This window comes from Winogradskyella litoriviva (assembly GCF_013249065.1).
Classification (GTDB): domain Bacteria; phylum Bacteroidota; class Bacteroidia; order Flavobacteriales; family Flavobacteriaceae; genus Winogradskyella; species Winogradskyella litoriviva.
Genome location: NZ_JABRWQ010000008.1, coordinates 90,887 through 108,394 on the forward strand (window position 1 = coordinate 90,887; position 17,508 = coordinate 108,394).

The 17,508-nt window shown below is 34.6% G+C and carries 32 protein-coding genes; all 32 read left to right on the plus strand.

The annotated features are described in order from the left end of the window. The first annotated feature begins 118 nt into the window (after positions 1–118). The 32 genes from rpsL (at position 119) to rplQ (ending at position 17,471) form a co-directional block, all read left to right on the plus strand. Entirely contained in the window at positions 119–493 is a 375-nt protein-coding gene (rpsL, locus tag HNV10_RS16100) for a 30S ribosomal protein S12 (RefSeq protein WP_019386263.1), read from the plus strand. Positions 494–515: 22 nt separating this feature from the next. Continuing rightward, on the plus strand, positions 516–992 hold the full coding sequence (gene rpsG / locus HNV10_RS16105; RefSeq protein ID WP_173302424.1) for a 30S ribosomal protein S7: 477 nt from the start codon (positions 516–518) through the stop codon (positions 990–992). Between the two features lie 3 nt (positions 993–995). Further along, entirely contained in the window at positions 996–3,122 is a 2,127-nt protein-coding gene (gene fusA, locus HNV10_RS16110; protein WP_173302425.1) for an elongation factor G, read from the plus strand. Positions 3,123–3,133: 11 nt separating this feature from the next. Next, positions 3,134–3,439 (plus strand): 30S ribosomal protein S10, encoded by a 306-nt coding sequence (gene rpsJ / locus HNV10_RS16115; protein WP_007650482.1) that lies wholly within the window; start codon positions 3,134–3,136, stop codon positions 3,437–3,439. A 125-nt stretch (positions 3,440–3,564) separates the two neighbouring features. After that, entirely contained in the window at positions 3,565–4,182 is a 618-nt protein-coding gene (gene rplC, locus HNV10_RS16120) for a 50S ribosomal protein L3 (protein ID WP_173302426.1), read from the plus strand. After that, on the plus strand, positions 4,182–4,811 hold the full coding sequence (gene rplD, locus HNV10_RS16125) for a 50S ribosomal protein L4 (protein ID WP_173302427.1): 630 nt from the start codon (positions 4,182–4,184) through the stop codon (positions 4,809–4,811). Before rplC ends, rplD begins: the two co-directional genes overlap by 1 nt. 5 nt (positions 4,812–4,816) lie before the next feature. Continuing rightward, a complete protein-coding gene (gene rplW, locus HNV10_RS16130; protein ID WP_173302428.1) occupies positions 4,817–5,107 on the plus strand; it encodes a 50S ribosomal protein L23 in 291 nt (96 codons plus the stop codon). A 12-nt stretch (positions 5,108–5,119) separates the two neighbouring features. Further along, positions 5,120–5,947: a 50S ribosomal protein L2 gene (gene rplB / locus HNV10_RS16135; protein ID WP_173302429.1), complete on the plus strand. Its 828-nt coding sequence runs from the start codon at positions 5,120–5,122 to the stop codon at positions 5,945–5,947. Positions 5,948–5,957: 10 nt separating this feature from the next. After that, on the plus strand, positions 5,958–6,236 hold the full coding sequence (gene rpsS / locus HNV10_RS16140; protein WP_157364594.1) for a 30S ribosomal protein S19: 279 nt from the start codon (positions 5,958–5,960) through the stop codon (positions 6,234–6,236). A gap of 5 nt (positions 6,237–6,241) precedes the next feature. Beyond that, a complete protein-coding gene (gene rplV / locus HNV10_RS16145; RefSeq protein ID WP_173302430.1) occupies positions 6,242–6,649 on the plus strand; it encodes a 50S ribosomal protein L22 in 408 nt (135 codons plus the stop codon). 9 nt (positions 6,650–6,658) lie between these two features. Then, entirely contained in the window at positions 6,659–7,375 is a 717-nt protein-coding gene (rpsC, locus tag HNV10_RS16150; RefSeq protein WP_173302431.1) for a 30S ribosomal protein S3, read from the plus strand. Positions 7,376–7,395: 20 nt separating this feature from the next. Next, on the plus strand, positions 7,396–7,815 hold the full coding sequence (rplP, locus tag HNV10_RS16155; RefSeq protein ID WP_008269176.1) for a 50S ribosomal protein L16: 420 nt from the start codon (positions 7,396–7,398) through the stop codon (positions 7,813–7,815). Positions 7,816–7,827: 12 nt separating this feature from the next. Next, positions 7,828–8,019 (plus strand): 50S ribosomal protein L29, encoded by a 192-nt coding sequence (gene rpmC / locus HNV10_RS16160; protein ID WP_173302432.1) that lies wholly within the window; start codon positions 7,828–7,830, stop codon positions 8,017–8,019. Between the two features lie 17 nt (positions 8,020–8,036). Next, entirely contained in the window at positions 8,037–8,294 is a 258-nt protein-coding gene (gene rpsQ, locus HNV10_RS16165) for a 30S ribosomal protein S17 (RefSeq protein ID WP_040756784.1), read from the plus strand. A 2-nt stretch (positions 8,295–8,296) separates the two neighbouring features. After that, entirely contained in the window at positions 8,297–8,665 is a 369-nt protein-coding gene (rplN, locus tag HNV10_RS16170) for a 50S ribosomal protein L14 (RefSeq protein ID WP_173281854.1), read from the plus strand. Between the two features lie 12 nt (positions 8,666–8,677). Continuing rightward, on the plus strand, positions 8,678–8,989 hold the full coding sequence (gene rplX / locus HNV10_RS16175; protein ID WP_173302433.1) for a 50S ribosomal protein L24: 312 nt from the start codon (positions 8,678–8,680) through the stop codon (positions 8,987–8,989). A 2-nt stretch (positions 8,990–8,991) separates the two neighbouring features. After that, positions 8,992–9,543, plus strand: a complete 552-nt coding sequence (gene rplE / locus HNV10_RS16180; RefSeq protein WP_173302434.1) for a 50S ribosomal protein L5 — start codon at positions 8,992–8,994, stop codon at positions 9,541–9,543. A 2-nt stretch (positions 9,544–9,545) separates the two neighbouring features. Beyond that, a complete protein-coding gene (rpsN, locus tag HNV10_RS16185; protein ID WP_173281857.1) occupies positions 9,546–9,815 on the plus strand; it encodes a 30S ribosomal protein S14 in 270 nt (89 codons plus the stop codon). A 62-nt stretch (positions 9,816–9,877) separates the two neighbouring features. Then, on the plus strand, positions 9,878–10,276 hold the full coding sequence (gene rpsH, locus HNV10_RS16190) for a 30S ribosomal protein S8 (RefSeq protein ID WP_173302435.1): 399 nt from the start codon (positions 9,878–9,880) through the stop codon (positions 10,274–10,276). A gap of 12 nt (positions 10,277–10,288) precedes the next feature. After that, a complete protein-coding gene (gene rplF, locus HNV10_RS16195) occupies positions 10,289–10,831 on the plus strand; it encodes a 50S ribosomal protein L6 (RefSeq protein ID WP_173302436.1) in 543 nt (180 codons plus the stop codon). 10 nt (positions 10,832–10,841) lie between these two features. Continuing rightward, positions 10,842–11,198, plus strand: coding sequence for a 50S ribosomal protein L18 (rplR, locus tag HNV10_RS16200; protein WP_173302437.1), 357 nt, complete (start codon positions 10,842–10,844; stop codon positions 11,196–11,198). Positions 11,199–11,204: 6 nt separating this feature from the next. After that, positions 11,205–11,729, plus strand: a complete 525-nt coding sequence (rpsE, locus tag HNV10_RS16205) for a 30S ribosomal protein S5 (RefSeq protein WP_173302438.1) — start codon at positions 11,205–11,207, stop codon at positions 11,727–11,729. A gap of 13 nt (positions 11,730–11,742) precedes the next feature. Continuing rightward, complete coding sequence (gene rpmD, locus HNV10_RS16210) at positions 11,743–11,922, plus strand: 50S ribosomal protein L30 (RefSeq protein WP_008269164.1); 180 nt, start codon at positions 11,743–11,745, stop codon at positions 11,920–11,922. A gap of 15 nt (positions 11,923–11,937) precedes the next feature. Beyond that, positions 11,938–12,390: a 50S ribosomal protein L15 gene (gene rplO / locus HNV10_RS16215; RefSeq protein ID WP_173302439.1), complete on the plus strand. Its 453-nt coding sequence runs from the start codon at positions 11,938–11,940 to the stop codon at positions 12,388–12,390. A 10-nt stretch (positions 12,391–12,400) separates the two neighbouring features. Next, positions 12,401–13,765, plus strand: a complete 1,365-nt coding sequence (gene secY, locus HNV10_RS16220) for a preprotein translocase subunit SecY (protein ID WP_173302440.1) — start codon at positions 12,401–12,403, stop codon at positions 13,763–13,765. 9 nt (positions 13,766–13,774) lie between these two features. After that, the gene (infA, locus tag HNV10_RS16225) at positions 13,775–13,990 is read left to right on the plus strand and encodes a translation initiation factor IF-1 (RefSeq protein ID WP_007094967.1); all 216 of its coding nucleotides are present in this window, start codon (positions 13,775–13,777) and stop codon (positions 13,988–13,990) included. A 4-nt stretch (positions 13,991–13,994) separates the two neighbouring features. Beyond that, complete coding sequence (gene ykgO / locus HNV10_RS16230) at positions 13,995–14,111, plus strand: type B 50S ribosomal protein L36 (protein ID WP_008269159.1); 117 nt, start codon at positions 13,995–13,997, stop codon at positions 14,109–14,111. A 2-nt stretch (positions 14,112–14,113) separates the two neighbouring features. Further along, positions 14,114–14,488, plus strand: a complete 375-nt coding sequence (gene rpsM / locus HNV10_RS16235; RefSeq protein WP_173302441.1) for a 30S ribosomal protein S13 — start codon at positions 14,114–14,116, stop codon at positions 14,486–14,488. 102 nt (positions 14,489–14,590) lie between these two features. Further along, entirely contained in the window at positions 14,591–14,974 is a 384-nt protein-coding gene (gene rpsK / locus HNV10_RS16240; protein ID WP_115818536.1) for a 30S ribosomal protein S11, read from the plus strand. Positions 14,975–15,189: 215 nt separating this feature from the next. Next, complete coding sequence (gene rpsD, locus HNV10_RS16245) at positions 15,190–15,795, plus strand: 30S ribosomal protein S4 (RefSeq protein ID WP_173302442.1); 606 nt, start codon at positions 15,190–15,192, stop codon at positions 15,793–15,795. 92 nt (positions 15,796–15,887) lie between these two features. Further along, the gene (locus tag HNV10_RS16250) at positions 15,888–16,880 is read left to right on the plus strand and encodes a DNA-directed RNA polymerase subunit alpha (RefSeq protein ID WP_173302443.1); all 993 of its coding nucleotides are present in this window, start codon (positions 15,888–15,890) and stop codon (positions 16,878–16,880) included. 117 nt (positions 16,881–16,997) lie between these two features. Then, positions 16,998–17,471, plus strand: a complete 474-nt coding sequence (rplQ, locus tag HNV10_RS16255) for a 50S ribosomal protein L17 (RefSeq protein WP_173302444.1) — start codon at positions 16,998–17,000, stop codon at positions 17,469–17,471. Positions 17,472–17,508: the final 37 nt, after the last annotated feature.

The window sequence follows — 17,508 nt, forward strand, 5'->3', positions numbered from 1 at the left end:
AAAATGAAAGTTTATATTTCTTTGAAAAATAAATTCTCAAGTGTTTGAATAATAGATATTAATTCCTACCTTTGCAGCCCTCAAAAGTGAGGGTTAATAAAATTTTATATAGAAATATATGCCAACAATTTCACAATTAGTACGAAAAGGAAGAGCCAAAATAACCAAGAAGAGTAAATCGGCTGCTTTAGATTCGTGTCCTCAGAGACGTGGTGTATGTACTCGTGTTTATACAACGACGCCTAAAAAACCTAACTCAGCAATGCGTAAGGTGGCTAGGGTTCGTTTAACAAACGGAAACGAAGTAAATGCATACATCGGTGGAGAAGGTCACAATTTACAAGAGCACTCGATAGTATTGGTTAGAGGTGGAAGGGTAAAAGATTTACCAGGAGTTAGATATCACATCGTTCGTGGTGCTTTAGATACAGCAGGTGTATCTGGAAGAACGCAACGTAGATCTAAGTATGGTGCAAAACGCCCTAAGAAGTAATTTAAAACTTTAAGAAGAAGACATGAGAAAAAGAGCAGCAAAAAAGAGACCGCTTTTACCAGACCCAAGATTTAATGATCAGTTAGTAACACGTTTTGTTAACATGATGATGTGGGACGGTAAAAAGTCTGTAGCTTTTAAAGTATTCTATGATGCAATTGATATTGTTGAGGAGAAAAAAAATGATGACGAAAAAACAGCTTTAGAGATTTGGAAAGAAGCTTTATCTAACGTAATGCCTCACGTAGAAGTACGTAGTCGTCGTGTTGGTGGTGCAACATTCCAGATTCCAATGCAGATTCGTCCAGATCGTAAGGTTTCAACTGCGATGAAATGGTTAATTGGCTATTCTCGTAAAAGAAACGAAAAATCTATGGCACAACGTTTAGCTTCAGAAGTATTAGCTGCTGCTAAAGAAGAAGGTGCAGCGGTTAAGAAAAGAATGGATACACACAAAATGGCAGAAGCCAACAAAGCATTCTCACACTTTAGATTTTAAGAAATGGCAAGAGATTTAAAATTTACTAGAAATATAGGTATTGCAGCTCACATTGATGCTGGTAAAACTACAACAACAGAACGTATTCTTTATTATACGGGTGTTTCTCATAAAATTGGTGAGGTACATGATGGTGCTGCGACAATGGACTGGATGGAGCAAGAGCAGGAAAGAGGTATTACAATTACTTCTGCTGCTACAACTTGTGAGTGGAAATTTCCTATTGAAAATGGTCAACCTACAGCAGATGCTAGAGATTACCATTTTAATATTATTGATACTCCTGGTCACGTTGATTTTACTGTAGAGGTAAATCGTTCATTACGTGTATTAGATGGTTTAGTGTTTTTGTTTAGTGCGGTTGATGGTGTTGAGCCACAATCTGAAACTAACTGGAGATTAGCTGATAATTATAAAGTGCCTCGTATTGGTTTCGTTAATAAAATGGACCGTCAGGGATCTAATTTCTTAGGTGTTTGTCAACAGGTAAAAGATATGTTAAAGTCTAACGCAGTGCCAATTGTTTTAAACATTGGTGATGAGATAGATTTTAAAGGAATTATTGATCTAGTTAAGAATAGAGCTATCGTATGGCACGATGAAACTCAAGGGGCAACTTTTGATGTCGTTGAGATTCCAGAAGAGCTTAAGGCTGAAGCTAAAAAATATAGAGCATTATTAATAGAGGAAGTAGCTAGCTACGATGAGAACTTATTAGAGAAGTTCATGGAGGATGAAGATTCTATTACAGAAGAAGAAGTGCATGCTGCACTTAGAGCTGCTGTAATGGATATGGCAATCATTCCAATGATTTGTGGGTCTGCTTTTAAAAATAAAGGAGTACAATTTTTACTAGATGCAGTTTGTCGTTATTTACCTTCTCCAGTTGATAAGGAAGGTATCATAGGTGTAAATCCAGATACTGAAAAAGAAGAAATTCGTAAACCAAGTGTAAAGGAGCCATTTGCTGCTTTAGCATTTAAGATTGCTACAGATCCTTTTGTAGGTCGTTTAGCTTTCTTTAGAGCTTATTCTGGTCGTTTAGATGCTGGTTCTTACGTTTTAAATAATCGTTCAGGTAAAAAGGAACGTATTTCTCGTATTTACCAAATGCATGCTAATAAGCAAAATGCAATTGATTTTATTGAAGCGGGTGATATTGGAGCTGCTGTAGGATTTAAATCTATTAAAACAGGAGATACATTAACTGATGAAAAGCATCCTATTGTTTTAGAATCAATGGACTTCCCTGATCCTGTAATTGGTATCGCGGTTGAGCCTAAGACTAAAGCTGATGTTGATAGATTAGGGATGGGATTAGCTAAATTAGCTGAAGAAGATCCAACGTTTACAGTGCGTTCTGATGAAGCTTCTGGGCAGACTATTATATCTGGTATGGGTGAGCTTCACTTAGATGTAATTGTTGATCGTCTTAAGAGAGAATTTAAAGTAGAGGTTAATCAAGGTCAACCACAAGTTGAATATAAAGAAGCGATTACTCAATCTGCTGATCATAGAGAGGTTTATAAGAAACAATCTGGTGGTCGTGGTAAGTTCGCAGATATTGTATTTACAATTGAACCTGCGGATGAAGGTGTTGTAGGATTACAATTTGAATCTATAATTAAAGGTGGTAATGTTCCTAAAGAATTTATCCCTTCAATTGAGAAAGGATTTAAAATGGCTATGGCAAATGGTCCATTAGCAGGATTTGAGGTTGATGCAATGAAAGTGACATTGAAAGATGGATCTTATCACGATGTCGATTCAGATCAATTATCTTTCGAATTAGCAGCAAAGCTTGGATTTAAAAATTCTGCAAAAGCGGCTAAGGCGGTAATTATGGAACCTATTATGAAACTTGAGGTAATTACTCCTGAAGAAAATATGGGTGATATAGTTGGTGATTTAAATAGAAGAAGAGGTCAAGTTAGTGATATGGGTGATAGAGCTGGTGCAAAAACTGTTAAGGCAACTGTACCATTATCTGAGATGTTTGGTTATGTAACTACATTAAGAACATTATCATCTGGTAGAGCAACTTCAACTATGGAGTTTTCACATTATGCTGAAACACCTTCTAATGTATCTGAAGAGGTTATTAAAGCAGCTAAAGGCGTTGAATCGTAAATCTTAAGAAAATGAGTCAAAAAATCAGAATAAAATTAAAATCTTACGATCACAACTTAGTGGACAAATCTGCTGATAAGATTGTAAAAACAGTTAAGAGTACAGGTGCAGTAGTAACAGGACCAATTCCATTACCAACGCACAAGAAAATATTTACTGTATTACGTTCACCACACGTTAATAAGAAGTCTAGAGAACAATTTCAATTAAGCTCTTATAAGAGATTATTAGATATTTACTCTTCATCTTCTAAGACAATTGATGCTTTAATGAAGCTTGAATTACCAAGTGGAGTAGAAGTTGAGATTAAGGTGTAATTACACAGTAACATGTCCTAAGCTGCGAGCGAAGGAAAAACGGTAAAAATACAATTCAAGGCTGAAACGTATTTTTCAGCCTTGAATTTTGAATAACAAATAGTAATAATTAATAAATAATAAATATGTCTGGGTTAATTGGAAAAAAAATCGGTATGACCAGCATTTTCGATGAAAATGGAAAGAATATTCCATGTACAGTAATCGAAGCTGGACCATGTATCGTTACCCAAGTCAGAACTGAAGAAGTGGATGGTTATTCAGCCCTTCAATTAGGTTTCGATGACGCGACAGAAAAAAGCGCTACAAAAGCAGACTTAGGTCATGCTAAAAAAGCGGGTACTTCTGTAAAACGCAAAGTTGTTGAATTTAAAGGTTTTGGTGAGGAGTACAAGTTAGGTGATGCTATCACAGTAGAGCAATTTACTGAAGGAGAATTTGTGGATATCGCAGGTACTTCTAAAGGTAAAGGTTTTCAAGGTGTTGTAAAGCGTCATGGATTTGGTGGTGTAGGTCAAGCAACGCATGGTCAACACAACCGTTTAAGAGCTCCTGGTTCTATTGGTGCAGCTTCTTATCCTGCGAGAGTATTCAAAGGAATGAAGATGGCCGGAAGAATGGGTGGTGAAACAGTAAAAGTTCAAAATTTAAGAGTTTACAAAGTAGTTCCAGAAAAGAACTTACTTGTTGTAAAGGGATGTGTTCCTGGTCACAAGAATTCTTATGTAATCATTGAGAAGTAATGAAGGTAGCAGTTTTAGATATTAACGGAAAAGATACGGGTAGACAAGCTGAGCTTTCTAAAGACGTATTCGCTATAGAGCCTAATAATCATGCTGTCTATTTAGATGTTAAGCAATACTTAGCAAATCAAAGACAAGGAACGCATAAGGCAAAAGAAAGAGCAGAAATTGCTGGTAGTACACGTAAGATAAAAAAACAAAAAGGAACAGGTACAGCACGTGCAGGTTCTATTAAGTCTGGTGTATTTAAAGGTGGTGGTCGTATGTTTGGTCCGAGACCAAGAAACTACAGTTTTAAATTAAACAAGAGTTTAAAACGATTAGCGCGTAAATCTGCACTAAGTATTAAAGCAAATGACAAGTCAATTATGGTAATGGAAGACTTCAGTTTTGAAGCTCCAAAGACTAAAAACTTTGTTAATGTTTTAAAGGCTTTAGAGGTTGAAAACAAAAAATCTCTCATTGTGTTGGGTGGCTCAAATAATAATGTATATTTGTCATCACGCAATTTTAAAGGTTCGGAAGTTGTAACAGCTTCAGAATTAAGTACTTATAAAATAATGAATGCTAATAAAGTTATTCTTATTGAGAGTGCATTAGAAGGAATTGAATCGAATTTAAGTAAATAGAACAGATGAGTATCTTAATAAAACCTATAATCACAGAAAAAGCAACCATGCAAAGTGAGTTGTTAAATGCTTATGCATTTGAAGTGAATACGAAGGCGAACAAGGTTGAAATCAAAAAAGCAGTAGAAGCTGCTTATGGAGTTTCTGTTGAAAAAGTTCGTACAATAAATGTCCGTCCAGAAAGAAGAACTCGTCATACAAAGACAGGTATTCAACATGGTAAAACAAATGCTGTTAAAAAAGCAATTGTACAACTGGCGGAAGGTGAAGTAATAGATTTATACACTAACATGTAATTTTAGACATTAATGTCAGTAAGAAAATTAAAACCGATCACATCAGCACAGCGATTTAGAGTAGTAAATGGATTCGATGCCATTACTACTGATAAGCCGGAGAAAAGCTTGCTTGCTCCGAAAAAACGTTCTGGTGGTAGAAACAATCGAGGAAAAATGACCATGCGCCAAATGGGTGGAGGTCACAAGAAACGTTATCGTATCATTGATTTTAAACGTAACAAAGCAGGAATTCCTGCTGAAGTTAAATCAATTGAATACGATCCAAACAGAACAGCATTTATTGCATTGCTTAATTATCAAGATGGCGAGAAGCGTTACGTTATTGCTCAAAATGGTTTACAAGTAGGACAAAATATTGTGTCTGGAGAATCTGGTATAGCTCCAGAAATTGGAAATGCTATGCCACTTAGTGAAATACCTTTAGGTACTATTATCTCTTGTATAGAGTTACGTCCTGGTCAAGGAGCTGTTATGGCTCGTAGTGCTGGTGCATTTGCTCAATTAATGGCAAGAGGTGATAAATTTGCTACGGTAAAGTTACCATCTGGTGAAACAAGAATGATTCTAATTACTTGTATGGCGACTATTGGAGTTGTTTCCAACTCTGATCATCAATTATTAGTATCTGGTAAAGCAGGTAGAAGTAGATGGTTAGGAAGACGTCCAAGAGTAAGACCAGTAGTAATGAACCCAGTCGATCACCCAATGGGTGGTGGTGAAGGTAAATCTTCAGGTGGTCATCCAAGAAATAGAAACGGTATTCCTGCTAAAGGATTTAGAACACGTTCTAAGACGAAGTCGAGTAATAAGTATATTGTAGAACGTAGAAAGAAATAATTAAGATAGTATGGCACGTTCATTAAAAAAGGGACCTTATATCCACTATAAATTAGAAAAGAAAGTTGCAGATAATGTAGCTTCAAACAAAAAGACGGTAATTAAAACTTGGTCTAGAGCATCAATGATTTCTCCAGATTTCGTTGGTCAGACTATAGCTGTTCATAACGGTCGTCAGTTTGTTCCAGTATATGTTACTGAAAATATGGTAGGTCACAAATTAGGAGAATTTTCACCAACAAGATCTTTTAGAGGTCATGCAGGTGCAAAGAATAAAGGTAAAAAATAAGAATCATGGGAAGTCGTAAAAAACAAATGGCGGAAGCTATTAAGGCTGAAAAGAAGCAGGTTGCTTTTGCTAAGCTAAATAACTGTCCTACATCACCAAGAAAAATGCGTTTAGTAGCGGATTTAGTAAGAGGTGAAAAGGCTGAGAAAGCTCTTCAGATTCTTAGATTTAGCCAAAAAGAAGCGTCTCGTAGATTAGAGAAACTTGTAATGTCTGCAATTGCAAACTGGCAAGCTAAGAATGAAGATGCGGATGTTGAGGAAGCTAATCTTTTTATAAAAGAGATAAGAGTAGATGGTGGAGCAATGCTAAAGCGTTTAAGACCAGCTCCTCAAGGTAGAGCACATAGAATAAGAAAGAGATCTAACCATGTAACAGTGGTAGTAGATGCAATAAATAAAACACAAAGCTAAGATAGAGATATGGGACAAAAGACAAATCCAATCGGAAATCGCTTAGGAATTATTAGAGGATGGGAATCTAACTGGTATGGAGGAAACGATTATGGTGATAAACTTGCCGAAGACGATAAGATTAGAAAATACGTTCACGCGCGTTTATCTAAAGCTAGTGTAAGTAGAGTAATTATTGAGCGTACACTTAAACTTGTAACCGTTACTATCACTACTGCTAGACCTGGTATTATTATCGGTAAAGGTGGACAAGAGGTAGATAAGTTAAAAGAAGAGCTTAAGAAAATTACTGGTAAAGAGGTTCAATTGAACATCTTTGAAATTAAAAGACCTGAACTAGATGCGTATTTAGTAGCAGCAAGTGTGGCTCGTCAGATTGAAAGTAGAATTTCTTACAGACGTGCTATAAAGATGGCTATTGCAGCTGCCATGCGTATGAATGCAGAAGGAATTAAAATTCAGATTAGTGGTCGTTTGAACGGTGCTGAAATGGCGCGTTCAGAGCATTATAAAGAAGGTCGTATTCCTTTATCTACATTTAGAGCTGATATTGATTATGCTCTAGTAGAAGCACATACTACTTATGGTAGATTGGGCATCAAAGTTTGGATAATGAAAGGCGAAGTTTATGGAAAAAGAGAACTTTCTCCATTAGTTGGTTTATCTAAACAAAAGAGTAAAGGTGGACGTGGTGGAAATAAGAACCAATCTCGTCGTAGAAAGTAATTTTTTAAAGAAAAGACAAAATGTTACAGCCTAAAAGAACAAAATTTCGTAAGCAGCAAAAAGGACGCATGAAAGGAAATGCTGGAAGAGGTCATTTATTATCAAATGGAACTTTCGGTATCAAATCACTAGAGTCTACTTTTATTACTGCTCGTCAAATAGAAGCGGCACGTATTGCAGCAACTCGTTACATGAAAAGAGAAGGGTCGTTATGGATTAAAATTTTTCCAGACAAGCCTATAACAAAGAAACCTCTTGAAGTACGTATGGGTAAAGGTAAAGGTGGTGTTGAATATTGGGCAGCAGTTGTGAAACCAGGACGTATGTTATTTGAAATAAGTGGAGTGCCATTAGACGTAGCTCAAGAGGCTTTACGTTTAGCAGCACAGAAACTTCCGGTAAAAACTAAGTTTATCATAGCTAGAGATTACGAAGCTTAATAAAAAGATATTATGAAGCAATCAGAAATTAAACAGCTTTCAACGGCTGAGTTACAAGAGAAACTTAGTGAGACTAAAAAGAGTTATATAGACCTAAAAATGGCTCATACTATTTCTCCTTTAGACAATCCTATTCAGTTACGTGTCGCTCGTCGTACAGTAGCTAGAGTGGCAACCGAATTAACTAAAAGAGACGTACAATAATTGTATTCTGCTGAAAGATGGAAAAAAGAAACTTAAGAAAAGAACGTATAGGGATCGTAACTAGTAACAAAATGGAGAAATCTATTGTTGTTTCAGAAGTTAAGAAAGTAAAACACCCTATGTATGGAAAATTCGTGTTAAAGACAAAGAAATATGTCGCACACGATGAGACAAACGACTGCAACGAAGGCGATACTGTAAAGATCATGGAAACAAGACCTTTAAGTAAATCTAAATGTTGGAGATTAGTAGAAATAATTGAAAGAGCGAAGTAATTATGGTACAACAAGAATCAAGATTAAAAGTAGCTGATAACACTGGTGCAAAGGAAGTTTTAACTATCCGTGTATTAGGAGGAACAAAAAGAAGGTACGCTTCTGTTGGTGATAAAATTGTAGTATCTGTTAAAGACGCTACACCTAACGGTAACATCAAAAAAGGTGCTGTTTCAACGGCAGTTGTTGTGCGTACAGCTAAAGAGGTGAGACGTCCAGATGGATCTTACATTAGATTTGACGATAACGCATGTGTACTATTAAATCCTCAAGGGGAAATGAGAGGGACGCGTGTATTTGGTCCTGTAGCTAGAGAACTTCGTGATAAACAATTCATGAAAATTGTATCATTGGCACCAGAAGTGCTTTAATTGATAAATAAAATGACAAAGCTTAAAATAAAATCAGGAGATACAGTAAAAGTTGTTGCTGGAGACCATAAAGGTTCAGAAGGTAAAGTACTTAAAGTATTAATGGATAAGAACAAAGCCATTGTGGAAGGTGTAAATATGGTTAAGAAACATACTAAACCAAGTGCACAAAACCCTCAAGGTGGTATTGTTGAGAAGGAAGCATCAATTCATATTTCTAATTTAACATTGTTAACCTCTAAAGGTGAAGCAACAAGAGTTGGTTATAGAATGGATGGTGATAATAAAGTGAGATTTTCTAAAAAATCTAATGAAGTAATTTAATTATGGCTTACGTTGCAAGATTAAAACAAGAGTATAAGGACAAAATCGTTTCTGCTCTTACCGAAGAATTTGGATATAAAAATGTAATGCAAGTACCTAAGCTTACTAAGATAGTAATATCTAAAGGTGTTGGTGCTGCTGTTGCGGATAAGAAATTAATCGATCACGCAGTAGAGGAACTTACAAAAATATCAGGACAGAAAGCTATACAAACAATGTCTAAGAAGGATGTTGCTTCATTTAAGTTACGAAAAGGAATGCCAATTGGTGCAAAAGTAACTCTTAGAGGTGAACAAATGTATGAATTCTTAGATCGTTTAGTAACTTCAGCTTTACCACGAGTTAGAGATTTTAACGGAATCAAAGCAACAGGTTTTGATGGTCGTGGAAACTATAATTTAGGGGTTGTAGAACAAATTATTTTTCCAGAAATCGATATTGATAAAATCAATAAAATTTCAGGTATGGATATAACATTCGTTACTACTGCAGAGACAGATAAGGAAGCGAAGTCTTTATTAACAGAACTAGGATTACCATTTAAAAAGAATTAATTATGGCTAAAGAATCAATGAAAGCCCGTGAGGTTAAGCGTTCTAAAACGGTAGCAAAATATGCAGAAAAACGTAAGGCTTTAAAAGAAGCTGGAGATTATGAAGCATTACAGAAATTACCTAAAAATGCTTCTCCTATTCGTCAGCATAACCGTTGTAAATTAACAGGAAGACCAAAAGGTTATATGAGACAATTTGGAATTTCTCGTGTAACATTTAGAGAAATGGCTAACCAAGGTTTAATTCCTGGTGTTAAGAAGGCAAGTTGGTAAAATTATAAATTGGTTTCAGGTTTGGCAATAGTGCCGAAAACCGCTACCGCAAATTAATACATATGTATACAGATCCAATAGCGGATTATTTAACGCGAGTTAGAAATGCAGTGAAAGCAAATCACAGAGTGGTTGAAATACCTGCATCTAACTTAAAAAAAGAAATAACTAAGATATTATTCGATCAAGGATTTATCTTAAGTTATAAATTTGACGATTCAACAGTTCAAGGTACTATAAAAATTGCTTTGAAGTACAGTAAGGATACTAAAGAGTCAGTCATTAAAAAAATTCAAAGAATCAGTAAACCAGGTTTACGTAAATATGCTTCTTCTAACGAGATGCCAAGAATCCTTAATGGTCTAGGTATTGCAATTGTTTCGACATCTCATGGTGTAATGACAGGTAAACAAGCGCAAAGAGAAAATGTTGGTGGTGAAGTTTTATGTTACGTATACTAAAAACAGGAAATTATGTCAAGAATAGGTAAAAACCCAATAACAGTTCCTGAAGGTGTAACACTTGAAATAAAAGAAAACGTAATTACTGCAAAAGGTAAATTAGGTGAATTATCTCAAGAGTATTCAGATATTGAAATTAAATTAGAGGACGGTACTATTACATTAGAACGTTCTTCTGATAAGAAAGATTTAAGAGCAAAACATGGTCTTTACAGAGCATTAATTGCTAATATGATAGAAGGTGTTTCTAAAGGTTGGACCAAAGAACTAGAATTAGTTGGTGTAGGTTATAGAGCTTCTAATCAAGGACAAAAGTTAGATTTAGCAGTTGGATTTTCGCATAACATTGTTATGGATATTGCTCCAGAGGTGAAAGTTGAAACAATCTCGGAGAAAGGAAAAAATCCAATAGTAAAATTAACGTCTTTTGACAAACAATTAGTAGGTCAAGTTGCTGCTAAGATACGTGGCTTCAGAAAACCAGAACCTTACAAAGGAAAAGGTATCAAGTTTGTTGGTGAAGAAATTAGAAGAAAAGCAGGTAAATCAGCGTAATAAGTAAGTTATGGCATTGACAAAGAACGAAAGAAGATTAAGAATTAAAAACAGAATCCGTAAGGTAGTATCTGGTACAGAAACGAAACCAAGATTAGCTGTTTTTAGAAGTAATAAAGAGATTTATGCTCAAGTCGTAGATGATGTATCTGGTAAAACTTTAGCTGCTGCATCCTCAAGAGATAAGGATATAGCTAAGTCTAAAGGGAACAAAACAGAGATAGCTACTTTAGTAGGTAAATCTGTTGCAGAAAAAGCTATGAAGGCTGGTGTTGAAACTATTTCTTTTGATAGGGGTGGTTACTTATATCACGGAAGAGTAAAATCATTAGCAGAAGGTGCTAGAGAAGCAGGACTTAAATTTTAAGACATTATGTATCAAAAATATAAAAACGCAGAGCTTGTTAAACCAGGCGGATTAGAATTAAAAGATCGTTTAGTAGGTGTACAGCGTGTAACTAAGGTAACAAAAGGTGGTAGAGCATTTGGTTTTTCTGCAATTGTTGTTGTAGGTGACGAAACTAATGTTGTAGGACATGGTTTAGGTAAATCTAAAGATGTAGCTACTGCAATTGCGAAAGCAGTTGAAGATGCTAAGAAAAACTTAGTAAGAATTCCTATCATTAAAGGTACGTTACCACACGAACAAAAAGGTAAGTATGGTGGTGCTAGAGTAAACATTATTCCGGCAGCTCCTGGTACAGGTGTAATTGCTGGTGGTGCTGTAAGAGTTGTACTTGAAGCTGTAGGTGTACATGATGTATTGTCTAAGTCTCAAGGTTCTTCAAACCCTCACAATGTTGTAAAAGCTACTTTTGATGCTTTATTACAATTAAGAGATGCTAAGTCTGTAGCTAAAGAACGTGGAATTTCACTTGAAAAAGTATTTAACGGATAATCGATAGGATAAGATGGCAAAGATTAAAGTAAAGAAAGTAAAAAGTGCAATCAATCGTACTAAAAGACAAAAGTTAACATTATTAGCTTTAGGTTTAAAAAAGATTGGACAAGTAGTAGAGCATGATGCCACACCAAACATCCTTGGTATGGTTAAGAAAGTTGAACATTTAGTTTCTGTAGAGGAAGCTTAAAAATATAACTTAACAATGGATTTAAGTAATTTAAAACCTGCAGAAGGTTCAGTAAAAAATCAAGGGAAGCGTATAGGACGTGGACAAGGTTCTGGTAAAGGTGGTACGGCAACTCGTGGTCACAAAGGTGCAAAATCTCGTTCTGGTTATTCTAAGAAGTTAGGATTTGAAGGTGGTCAAATGCCTTTACAAAGACGTGTTCCTAAATTTGGTTTTACAAACATTAACAGAGTAGAATATCAAGGTATAAACCTAGATACGTTACAAAAGTTAGTAGATGAAAAGAAAGTTAAAAATAGTGTTGACTTTGAATCTTTAGTTTCTATGGGATTAGCTGGTAAAAATGAGCTAGTAAAAATCTTAGGGAGAGGAGAGTTAAAAACAAAATTAACAGTAACTGCTCATAAATTTACTGCTACGGCAAAAGCTGCAATTGAAGCGGCTGGTGGTGAAGCTGTAACTTTATAAGATTTATAGGATGAAAATAATAGATACATTAAAAAACGTTTGGAAAATCACAGAACTTAAGGATAGAATTATTCTAACCTTAGGTTTGCTTTTGGTTTATCGTTTTGGTGCACAGGTTGTATTACCTGGTATTAATATTGATGCCTTAGGTGGTTTGCAAGCTGGTATGGATGGCGGAATCATGGGATTATTAAATGCCTTTACAGGTGGTGCATTTGCTAATGCATCAGTTTTTGCATTAGGTATTATGCCTTACATTTCTGCTTCCATTGTTGTTCAATTAATGGGTATTGCGATTCCTTATTTACAGAAGCTTCAAAAAGAAGGAGCTAGTGGGCAGAAGAAAATTACTCAGATTACTCGTTGGTTAACAATTGGTATTTGTTTAGTTCAAGCACCTGGTTATTTGGCTAGTATTCCTTCATTATCGGGCGCAACATCAATGGGTGCTTTATTAGTACCAGGATTCAGTGATAATATTTTCTACTTTTCATCAGTGATAATTCTTGTAACAGGTTGTGTATTTGCAATGTGGTTAGGAGAAAAGATTACTGATAAAGGAATTGGTAATGGTATTTCATTATTAATTATGGTAGGTATTATAGCTAGGTTACCTCAATCATTTGTTCAAAATGCAGTTTCTAGATTAGAAGGTGGTAATGGTGGATTTATGATGATATTAATAGAATTAGTTATTTGGTTCTTAATTATCCTAGCATCTGTATTCTTAGTAATGGCGGTAAGAAAGATTGCTGTTCAATATGCAAGAAGAACGGCATCTGGTGGTTATGAGAAAAATGTATTTGGATCTCGTCAATTTTTACCACTAAAGTTAAACGCTTCTGGTGTAATGCCAATTATCTTTGCACAAGCCATTATGTTTGTTCCTGGTTTAATAGGTAGTTCATCTTGGTTAAAAGATACATCAGCTGGTCTTTGGATGCAAGCTAATTTTTCTGATATGTTTGGCTTTTGGTACAATTTGATATTTGCTTTATTAATAATAATATTTACTTATTTTTATACGGCAATTACTGTACCTACAAATAAAATGGCGGATGACCTTAAACGTAGTGGTGGATTTATTCCAGGTATTCGTCCAGGATCTGAAACCTCTGAATATTTGGATAAAATTATGTCTCAAATAACATTACCAGGCTCTATATTTTTAGCACTAGTAGCAATATTTCCTGCACTGGTTATGAAATTAATGAACGTACAATCTGGGTGGGCATTATTCTTTGGTGGTACTTCTCTATTAATTATGGTAGGTGTAGCAATAGATACAATGCAACAGATTAATTCTTATTTATTAAATAAGCATTATGATGGTTTGATGAAGACAGGTAAGAATAGAAAAACTGTTGCGCAATAAGATATTATTATGGCAAAACAAGCAGCAATAGAACAAGACGGAACAATAATAGAAGCATTATCTAATGCTATGTTTCGAGTAGAATTAGAAAATGGTCATATAGTGACTGCACATATCTCTGGTAAAATGCGTATGCATTATATTAAGTTATTACCAGGTGATAAAGTGAAATTAGAAATGAGTCCTTACGATTTAACTAAGGCTCGCATAACTTATAGATACTAATACGATGAAAGTTAGAGCATCAGTAAAGAAAAGAAGCGCAGACTGTAAATTAGTGCGCAGAAAAGGTAGACTTTACGTCATTAACAAAAAGAATCCTAGATTCAAACAAAGACAAGGGTAATTATGGCAAGAATTGCAGGTGTAGACATACCAAAACAGAAAAGAGGAGTTATCTCTTTAACTTATATCTACGGAGTAGGTAGAAGTAGAGCAAAAGAAATTTTAGCAACAGCTAAAGTTGACGAAAGCACTAAAGTACAAGATTGGACTGATGACGAAATAGGAGCAATCCGTGACGCTGTTGGAACGTTTAAAATCGAAGGTGAATTACGTTCGGAAACACAAATGAACATTAAGCGATTAATGGATATTGGTTGTTACAGAGGTATTCGTCATAGAGTTGGGCTTCCTTTAAGAGGACAACGTACTAAGAATAACTCTCGTACTAGAAAAGGTAGAAGAAAAACGGTTGCTAATAAAAAGAAAGTAACTAAATAATAAAATAGTCTTTAGTCTTTAGACGTTGGAAAGAATCTGTTTGAAATTTAACGGTTTAGGATTCTAGCGACTTTAAACTAATACTAAAAACTAAAAGTAAACATGGCAAAGTCAAGTACTAAAAAACGTAAAGTAATTGTAGATGCAATTGGTGAGGCTCATATTACAGCTTCTTTTAATAACATCATTATTTCTTTAACAAATAAAAAAGGTGACGTAATTTCTTGGTCATCAGCAGGTAAAATGGGTTTTAGAGGTTCTAAAAAGAACACACCATATGCTGCACAATTAGCTGCAGAAGATGCTGCAGGTGTAGCAAAAGAAGCTGGATTAAAGAAAGTAAAAGCATATGTAAAAGGTCCAGGTAATGGTAGAGAATCTGCTATAAGATCAATACACAATGCTGGTATCGAAGTTTCAGAAATTATTGATGTAACTCCAATGCCACATAACGGTTGTCGTCCACCAAAAAGACGTAGAGTTTAATCTGAATTAGATTCAGTTTTCTAATAAATTTAGTTAGAAAATTCTCAAAATATATAGGTAAACTAATATCATTCATTATTATGTATTGATATTAGTTTATTTTGCATAAATTTGCAAACTGAAAAATTAATACAAGTATCAACCGAGAGGTTAACGGTTATAGAAGGATAAGATTAAGACCTTAATTCTAAAATCACTCTCAAAACAAATTTAAAATGGCAAGATATACTGGTCCTAAAACTAAAATCGCTCGTAAATTTGGACAAGCGATTTTCGGAGATGATAAAGCCTTCGAAAAAAGAAATTACCCTCCAGGGCAACATGGTAATAACCGTCGTCGTGGTAAAAAATCTGAATATGCTATTCAATTAATGGAGAAGCAAAAAGCTAAATATACTTATGGTATATTAGAAAAGCAATTCAGAAACATGTTTAAAAGAGCAACTGCAGCACAAGGTATTACTGGTGAGGTATTACTACAATTATGTGAGTCTCGTTTAGATAATGTGGTTTACAGAATGGGTATTGCTCCAACAAGAAGTGGTGCTAGACAACTAGTTTCACATAGACACATTACAGTAAATGGTGAAAAAGTAAATATTCCTTCTTACCAATTAAAAGCTGGTGATGTTGTAGGTGTTAGAGAAAAATCAAAATCTTTAGAAACTATTCAAAACTCATTATCTAATTCAAGTAATGTATTTGAATGGATTACTTGGAATAATGGTTCAATGGAAGGAACTTATGTTTCTGTTCCTGCTAGAATTCAGATTCCAGAACAAATCAACGAACAATTTATCGTTGAACTTTACTCTAAATAATAATTAATCATATTGGTATTTGGCCAAAGGATTTATTAGTGTTCTTCAAACTTTTAAATCGCGCAACTAAATAACAATTAAAACGAAGAAAAATGGCAATATTAAATTTTCAAAAACCAGACAAAGTAATCATGATTGATTCTACTGATTTCGAGGGTAAATTCGAATTCAGACCATTAGAACCAGGATATGGATTAACAGTTGGTAATGCTCTTAGAAGAGTATTATTATCATCTTTAGAAGGTTTTGCAATAACTTCAGTTAGAATAGAAGGTGTAGATCATGAGTTTTCTACAATTTCTGGAGTAGTTGAAGATGTTACTGAAATGATTTTAAACTTAAAGCAAGTAAACTTTAAGCGTCAAATAGATGAAATAGATAACGAAACTGTTACTATTTCAATATCAGGACAAAATCAAATTACAGCTGGTGATTTCCAGAAGTTTATTTCAGGTTTCCAAGTATTAAATACAGATTTAGTTATCTGTAACTTAGATCCTAAAGTAAACATTAATATGGAATTGACTATTGAAAAAGGAAGAGGTTACGTGCCTGCAGAAGAAAATAAGAAAGCTTCAGCACCAATCGGTACTATCTTTACAGATTCAATCTTCACACCAATTAAGAATGTAAAGTATGCAATTGAGAATTACCGTGTAGAGCAAAAAACGGATTACGAAAAATTAGTTTTCGAAATTCAAACTGACGGTTCAATCAATCCAAAGGATGCTTTAACAGAAGCAGCTAAAATATTAATTCACCACTTTATGTTATTCTCTGATGAGCGTATTACTTTAGAGGCTGATGAAATAGCACAGACTGAAACTTATGATGAAGAATCACTTCACATGAGACAACTATTGAAAACTAAATTAGTTGATATGGATCTTTCTGTACGTGCACTTAACTGTTTGAAAGCGGCAGAAGTTGATACTTTAGGAGACTTAGTATCTTTCAATAAAAATGATTTAATGAAATTTAGAAACTTCGGTAAGAAGTCTTTAACAGAGCTAGAAGAATTAGTAAACGTTAAAGGTTTAAACTTCGGAATGGATTTAAGTAAATATAAATTAGACAAAGACTAAATATAGTATGCCATTTCTACTTTTGTAGGAATGGCGTTCATATTTAAAATAATTATTAATTAATCATATTTTGCTCCTCAAAAAAGAGTTTGGTAGCAAGATGATAAAACAAATGTCATGAGACACGGAAAAAAATTCAATCACTTAGGAAGACAAACAGCACACAGAAAAGCAATGTTAGCTAATATGGCCTGTTCATTAATTGAGCATAAACGTATTAATACAACCGTTGCTAAGGCAAAAGCTTTAAAGCAGTTTGTAGAGCCAATGATTACAAAATCTAAGACTGATACTACACATAACAGACGTATTGTAATGTCTAAACTTAGACAAAAAGAAGCGGTTACAGAATTATTTAGAGATGTAGCTACTAAAATTGGTGATCGTCCAGGTGGATATACACGTATCATTAAATTAGGAAACAGATTAGGTGATAACGCGGATATGGCAATGATAGAATTAGTTGATTACAACGAAATCTACAATGCTGGTAAAGCTCCTAAGAAAACGACTCGTAGAAGTAGAAGAGGTGGTAGCAAAGCTACTACAACTCCTCCAGTAGAAACTAAAGCTTCAAAGGAAGAAGAATAAATGTTAATAAGCATTAATAAATATAAAGGATAGACTG

Excerpts from the sequence above, each read along its gene's own strand:
- rpsS (WP_157364594.1), top strand. The coding sequence starts at position 5,958 with ATGGCACGTTCATTAAAAAAGGGACCTTATATCCACTATAAATTAGAA.
- rplB (WP_173302429.1), top strand. The coding sequence starts at position 5,120 with ATGTCAGTAAGAAAATTAAAACCGATCACATCAGCACAGCGATTTAGA.
- rpsK (WP_115818536.1), top strand. The coding sequence starts at position 14,591 with ATGGCAAAGTCAAGTACTAAAAAACGTAAAGTAATTGTAGATGCAATT.
- rplD (WP_173302427.1), top strand. The coding sequence starts at position 4,182 with ATGAAGGTAGCAGTTTTAGATATTAACGGAAAAGATACGGGTAGACAA.
- rpsH (WP_173302435.1), top strand. The coding sequence starts at position 9,878 with ATGTATACAGATCCAATAGCGGATTATTTAACGCGAGTTAGAAATGCA.
- rpsD (WP_173302442.1), top strand. The coding sequence starts at position 15,190 with ATGGCAAGATATACTGGTCCTAAAACTAAAATCGCTCGTAAATTTGGA.
- rplW (WP_173302428.1), top strand. The coding sequence starts at position 4,817 with ATGAGTATCTTAATAAAACCTATAATCACAGAAAAAGCAACCATGCAA.
- ykgO (WP_008269159.1), top strand. The coding sequence starts at position 13,995 with ATGAAAGTTAGAGCATCAGTAAAGAAAAGAAGCGCAGACTGTAAATTA.
- rplV (WP_173302430.1), top strand. The coding sequence starts at position 6,242 with ATGGGAAGTCGTAAAAAACAAATGGCGGAAGCTATTAAGGCTGAAAAG.
- rplP (WP_008269176.1), top strand. The coding sequence starts at position 7,396 with ATGTTACAGCCTAAAAGAACAAAATTTCGTAAGCAGCAAAAAGGACGC.
- rpsG (WP_173302424.1), top strand. The coding sequence starts at position 516 with ATGAGAAAAAGAGCAGCAAAAAAGAGACCGCTTTTACCAGACCCAAGA.
- rpsJ (WP_007650482.1), top strand. The coding sequence starts at position 3,134 with ATGAGTCAAAAAATCAGAATAAAATTAAAATCTTACGATCACAACTTA.
- infA (WP_007094967.1), top strand. The coding sequence starts at position 13,775 with ATGGCAAAACAAGCAGCAATAGAACAAGACGGAACAATAATAGAAGCA.
- rplE (WP_173302434.1), top strand. The coding sequence starts at position 8,992 with ATGGCTTACGTTGCAAGATTAAAACAAGAGTATAAGGACAAAATCGTT.
- secY (WP_173302440.1), top strand. The coding sequence starts at position 12,401 with ATGAAAATAATAGATACATTAAAAAACGTTTGGAAAATCACAGAACTT.
- rplQ (WP_173302444.1), top strand. The coding sequence starts at position 16,998 with ATGAGACACGGAAAAAAATTCAATCACTTAGGAAGACAAACAGCACAC.
- fusA (WP_173302425.1), top strand. The coding sequence starts at position 996 with ATGGCAAGAGATTTAAAATTTACTAGAAATATAGGTATTGCAGCTCAC.
- rpsN (WP_173281857.1), top strand. The coding sequence starts at position 9,546 with ATGGCTAAAGAATCAATGAAAGCCCGTGAGGTTAAGCGTTCTAAAACG.
- rpsM (WP_173302441.1), top strand. The coding sequence starts at position 14,114 with ATGGCAAGAATTGCAGGTGTAGACATACCAAAACAGAAAAGAGGAGTT.
- HNV10_RS16250 (WP_173302443.1), top strand. The coding sequence starts at position 15,888 with ATGGCAATATTAAATTTTCAAAAACCAGACAAAGTAATCATGATTGAT.
- rplF (WP_173302436.1), top strand. The coding sequence starts at position 10,289 with ATGTCAAGAATAGGTAAAAACCCAATAACAGTTCCTGAAGGTGTAACA.
- rplC (WP_173302426.1), top strand. The coding sequence starts at position 3,565 with ATGTCTGGGTTAATTGGAAAAAAAATCGGTATGACCAGCATTTTCGAT.
- rpsC (WP_173302431.1), top strand. The coding sequence starts at position 6,659 with ATGGGACAAAAGACAAATCCAATCGGAAATCGCTTAGGAATTATTAGA.
- rplX (WP_173302433.1), top strand. The coding sequence starts at position 8,678 with ATGACAAAGCTTAAAATAAAATCAGGAGATACAGTAAAAGTTGTTGCT.
- rplN (WP_173281854.1), top strand. The coding sequence starts at position 8,297 with ATGGTACAACAAGAATCAAGATTAAAAGTAGCTGATAACACTGGTGCA.
- rpmD (WP_008269164.1), top strand. The coding sequence starts at position 11,743 with ATGGCAAAGATTAAAGTAAAGAAAGTAAAAAGTGCAATCAATCGTACT.
- rplO (WP_173302439.1), top strand. The coding sequence starts at position 11,938 with ATGGATTTAAGTAATTTAAAACCTGCAGAAGGTTCAGTAAAAAATCAA.
- rpsE (WP_173302438.1), top strand. The coding sequence starts at position 11,205 with ATGTATCAAAAATATAAAAACGCAGAGCTTGTTAAACCAGGCGGATTA.
- rplR (WP_173302437.1), top strand. The coding sequence starts at position 10,842 with ATGGCATTGACAAAGAACGAAAGAAGATTAAGAATTAAAAACAGAATC.
- rpsL (WP_019386263.1), top strand. The coding sequence starts at position 119 with ATGCCAACAATTTCACAATTAGTACGAAAAGGAAGAGCCAAAATAACC.
- rpmC (WP_173302432.1), top strand. The coding sequence starts at position 7,828 with ATGAAGCAATCAGAAATTAAACAGCTTTCAACGGCTGAGTTACAAGAG.
- rpsQ (WP_040756784.1), top strand. The coding sequence starts at position 8,037 with ATGGAAAAAAGAAACTTAAGAAAAGAACGTATAGGGATCGTAACTAGT.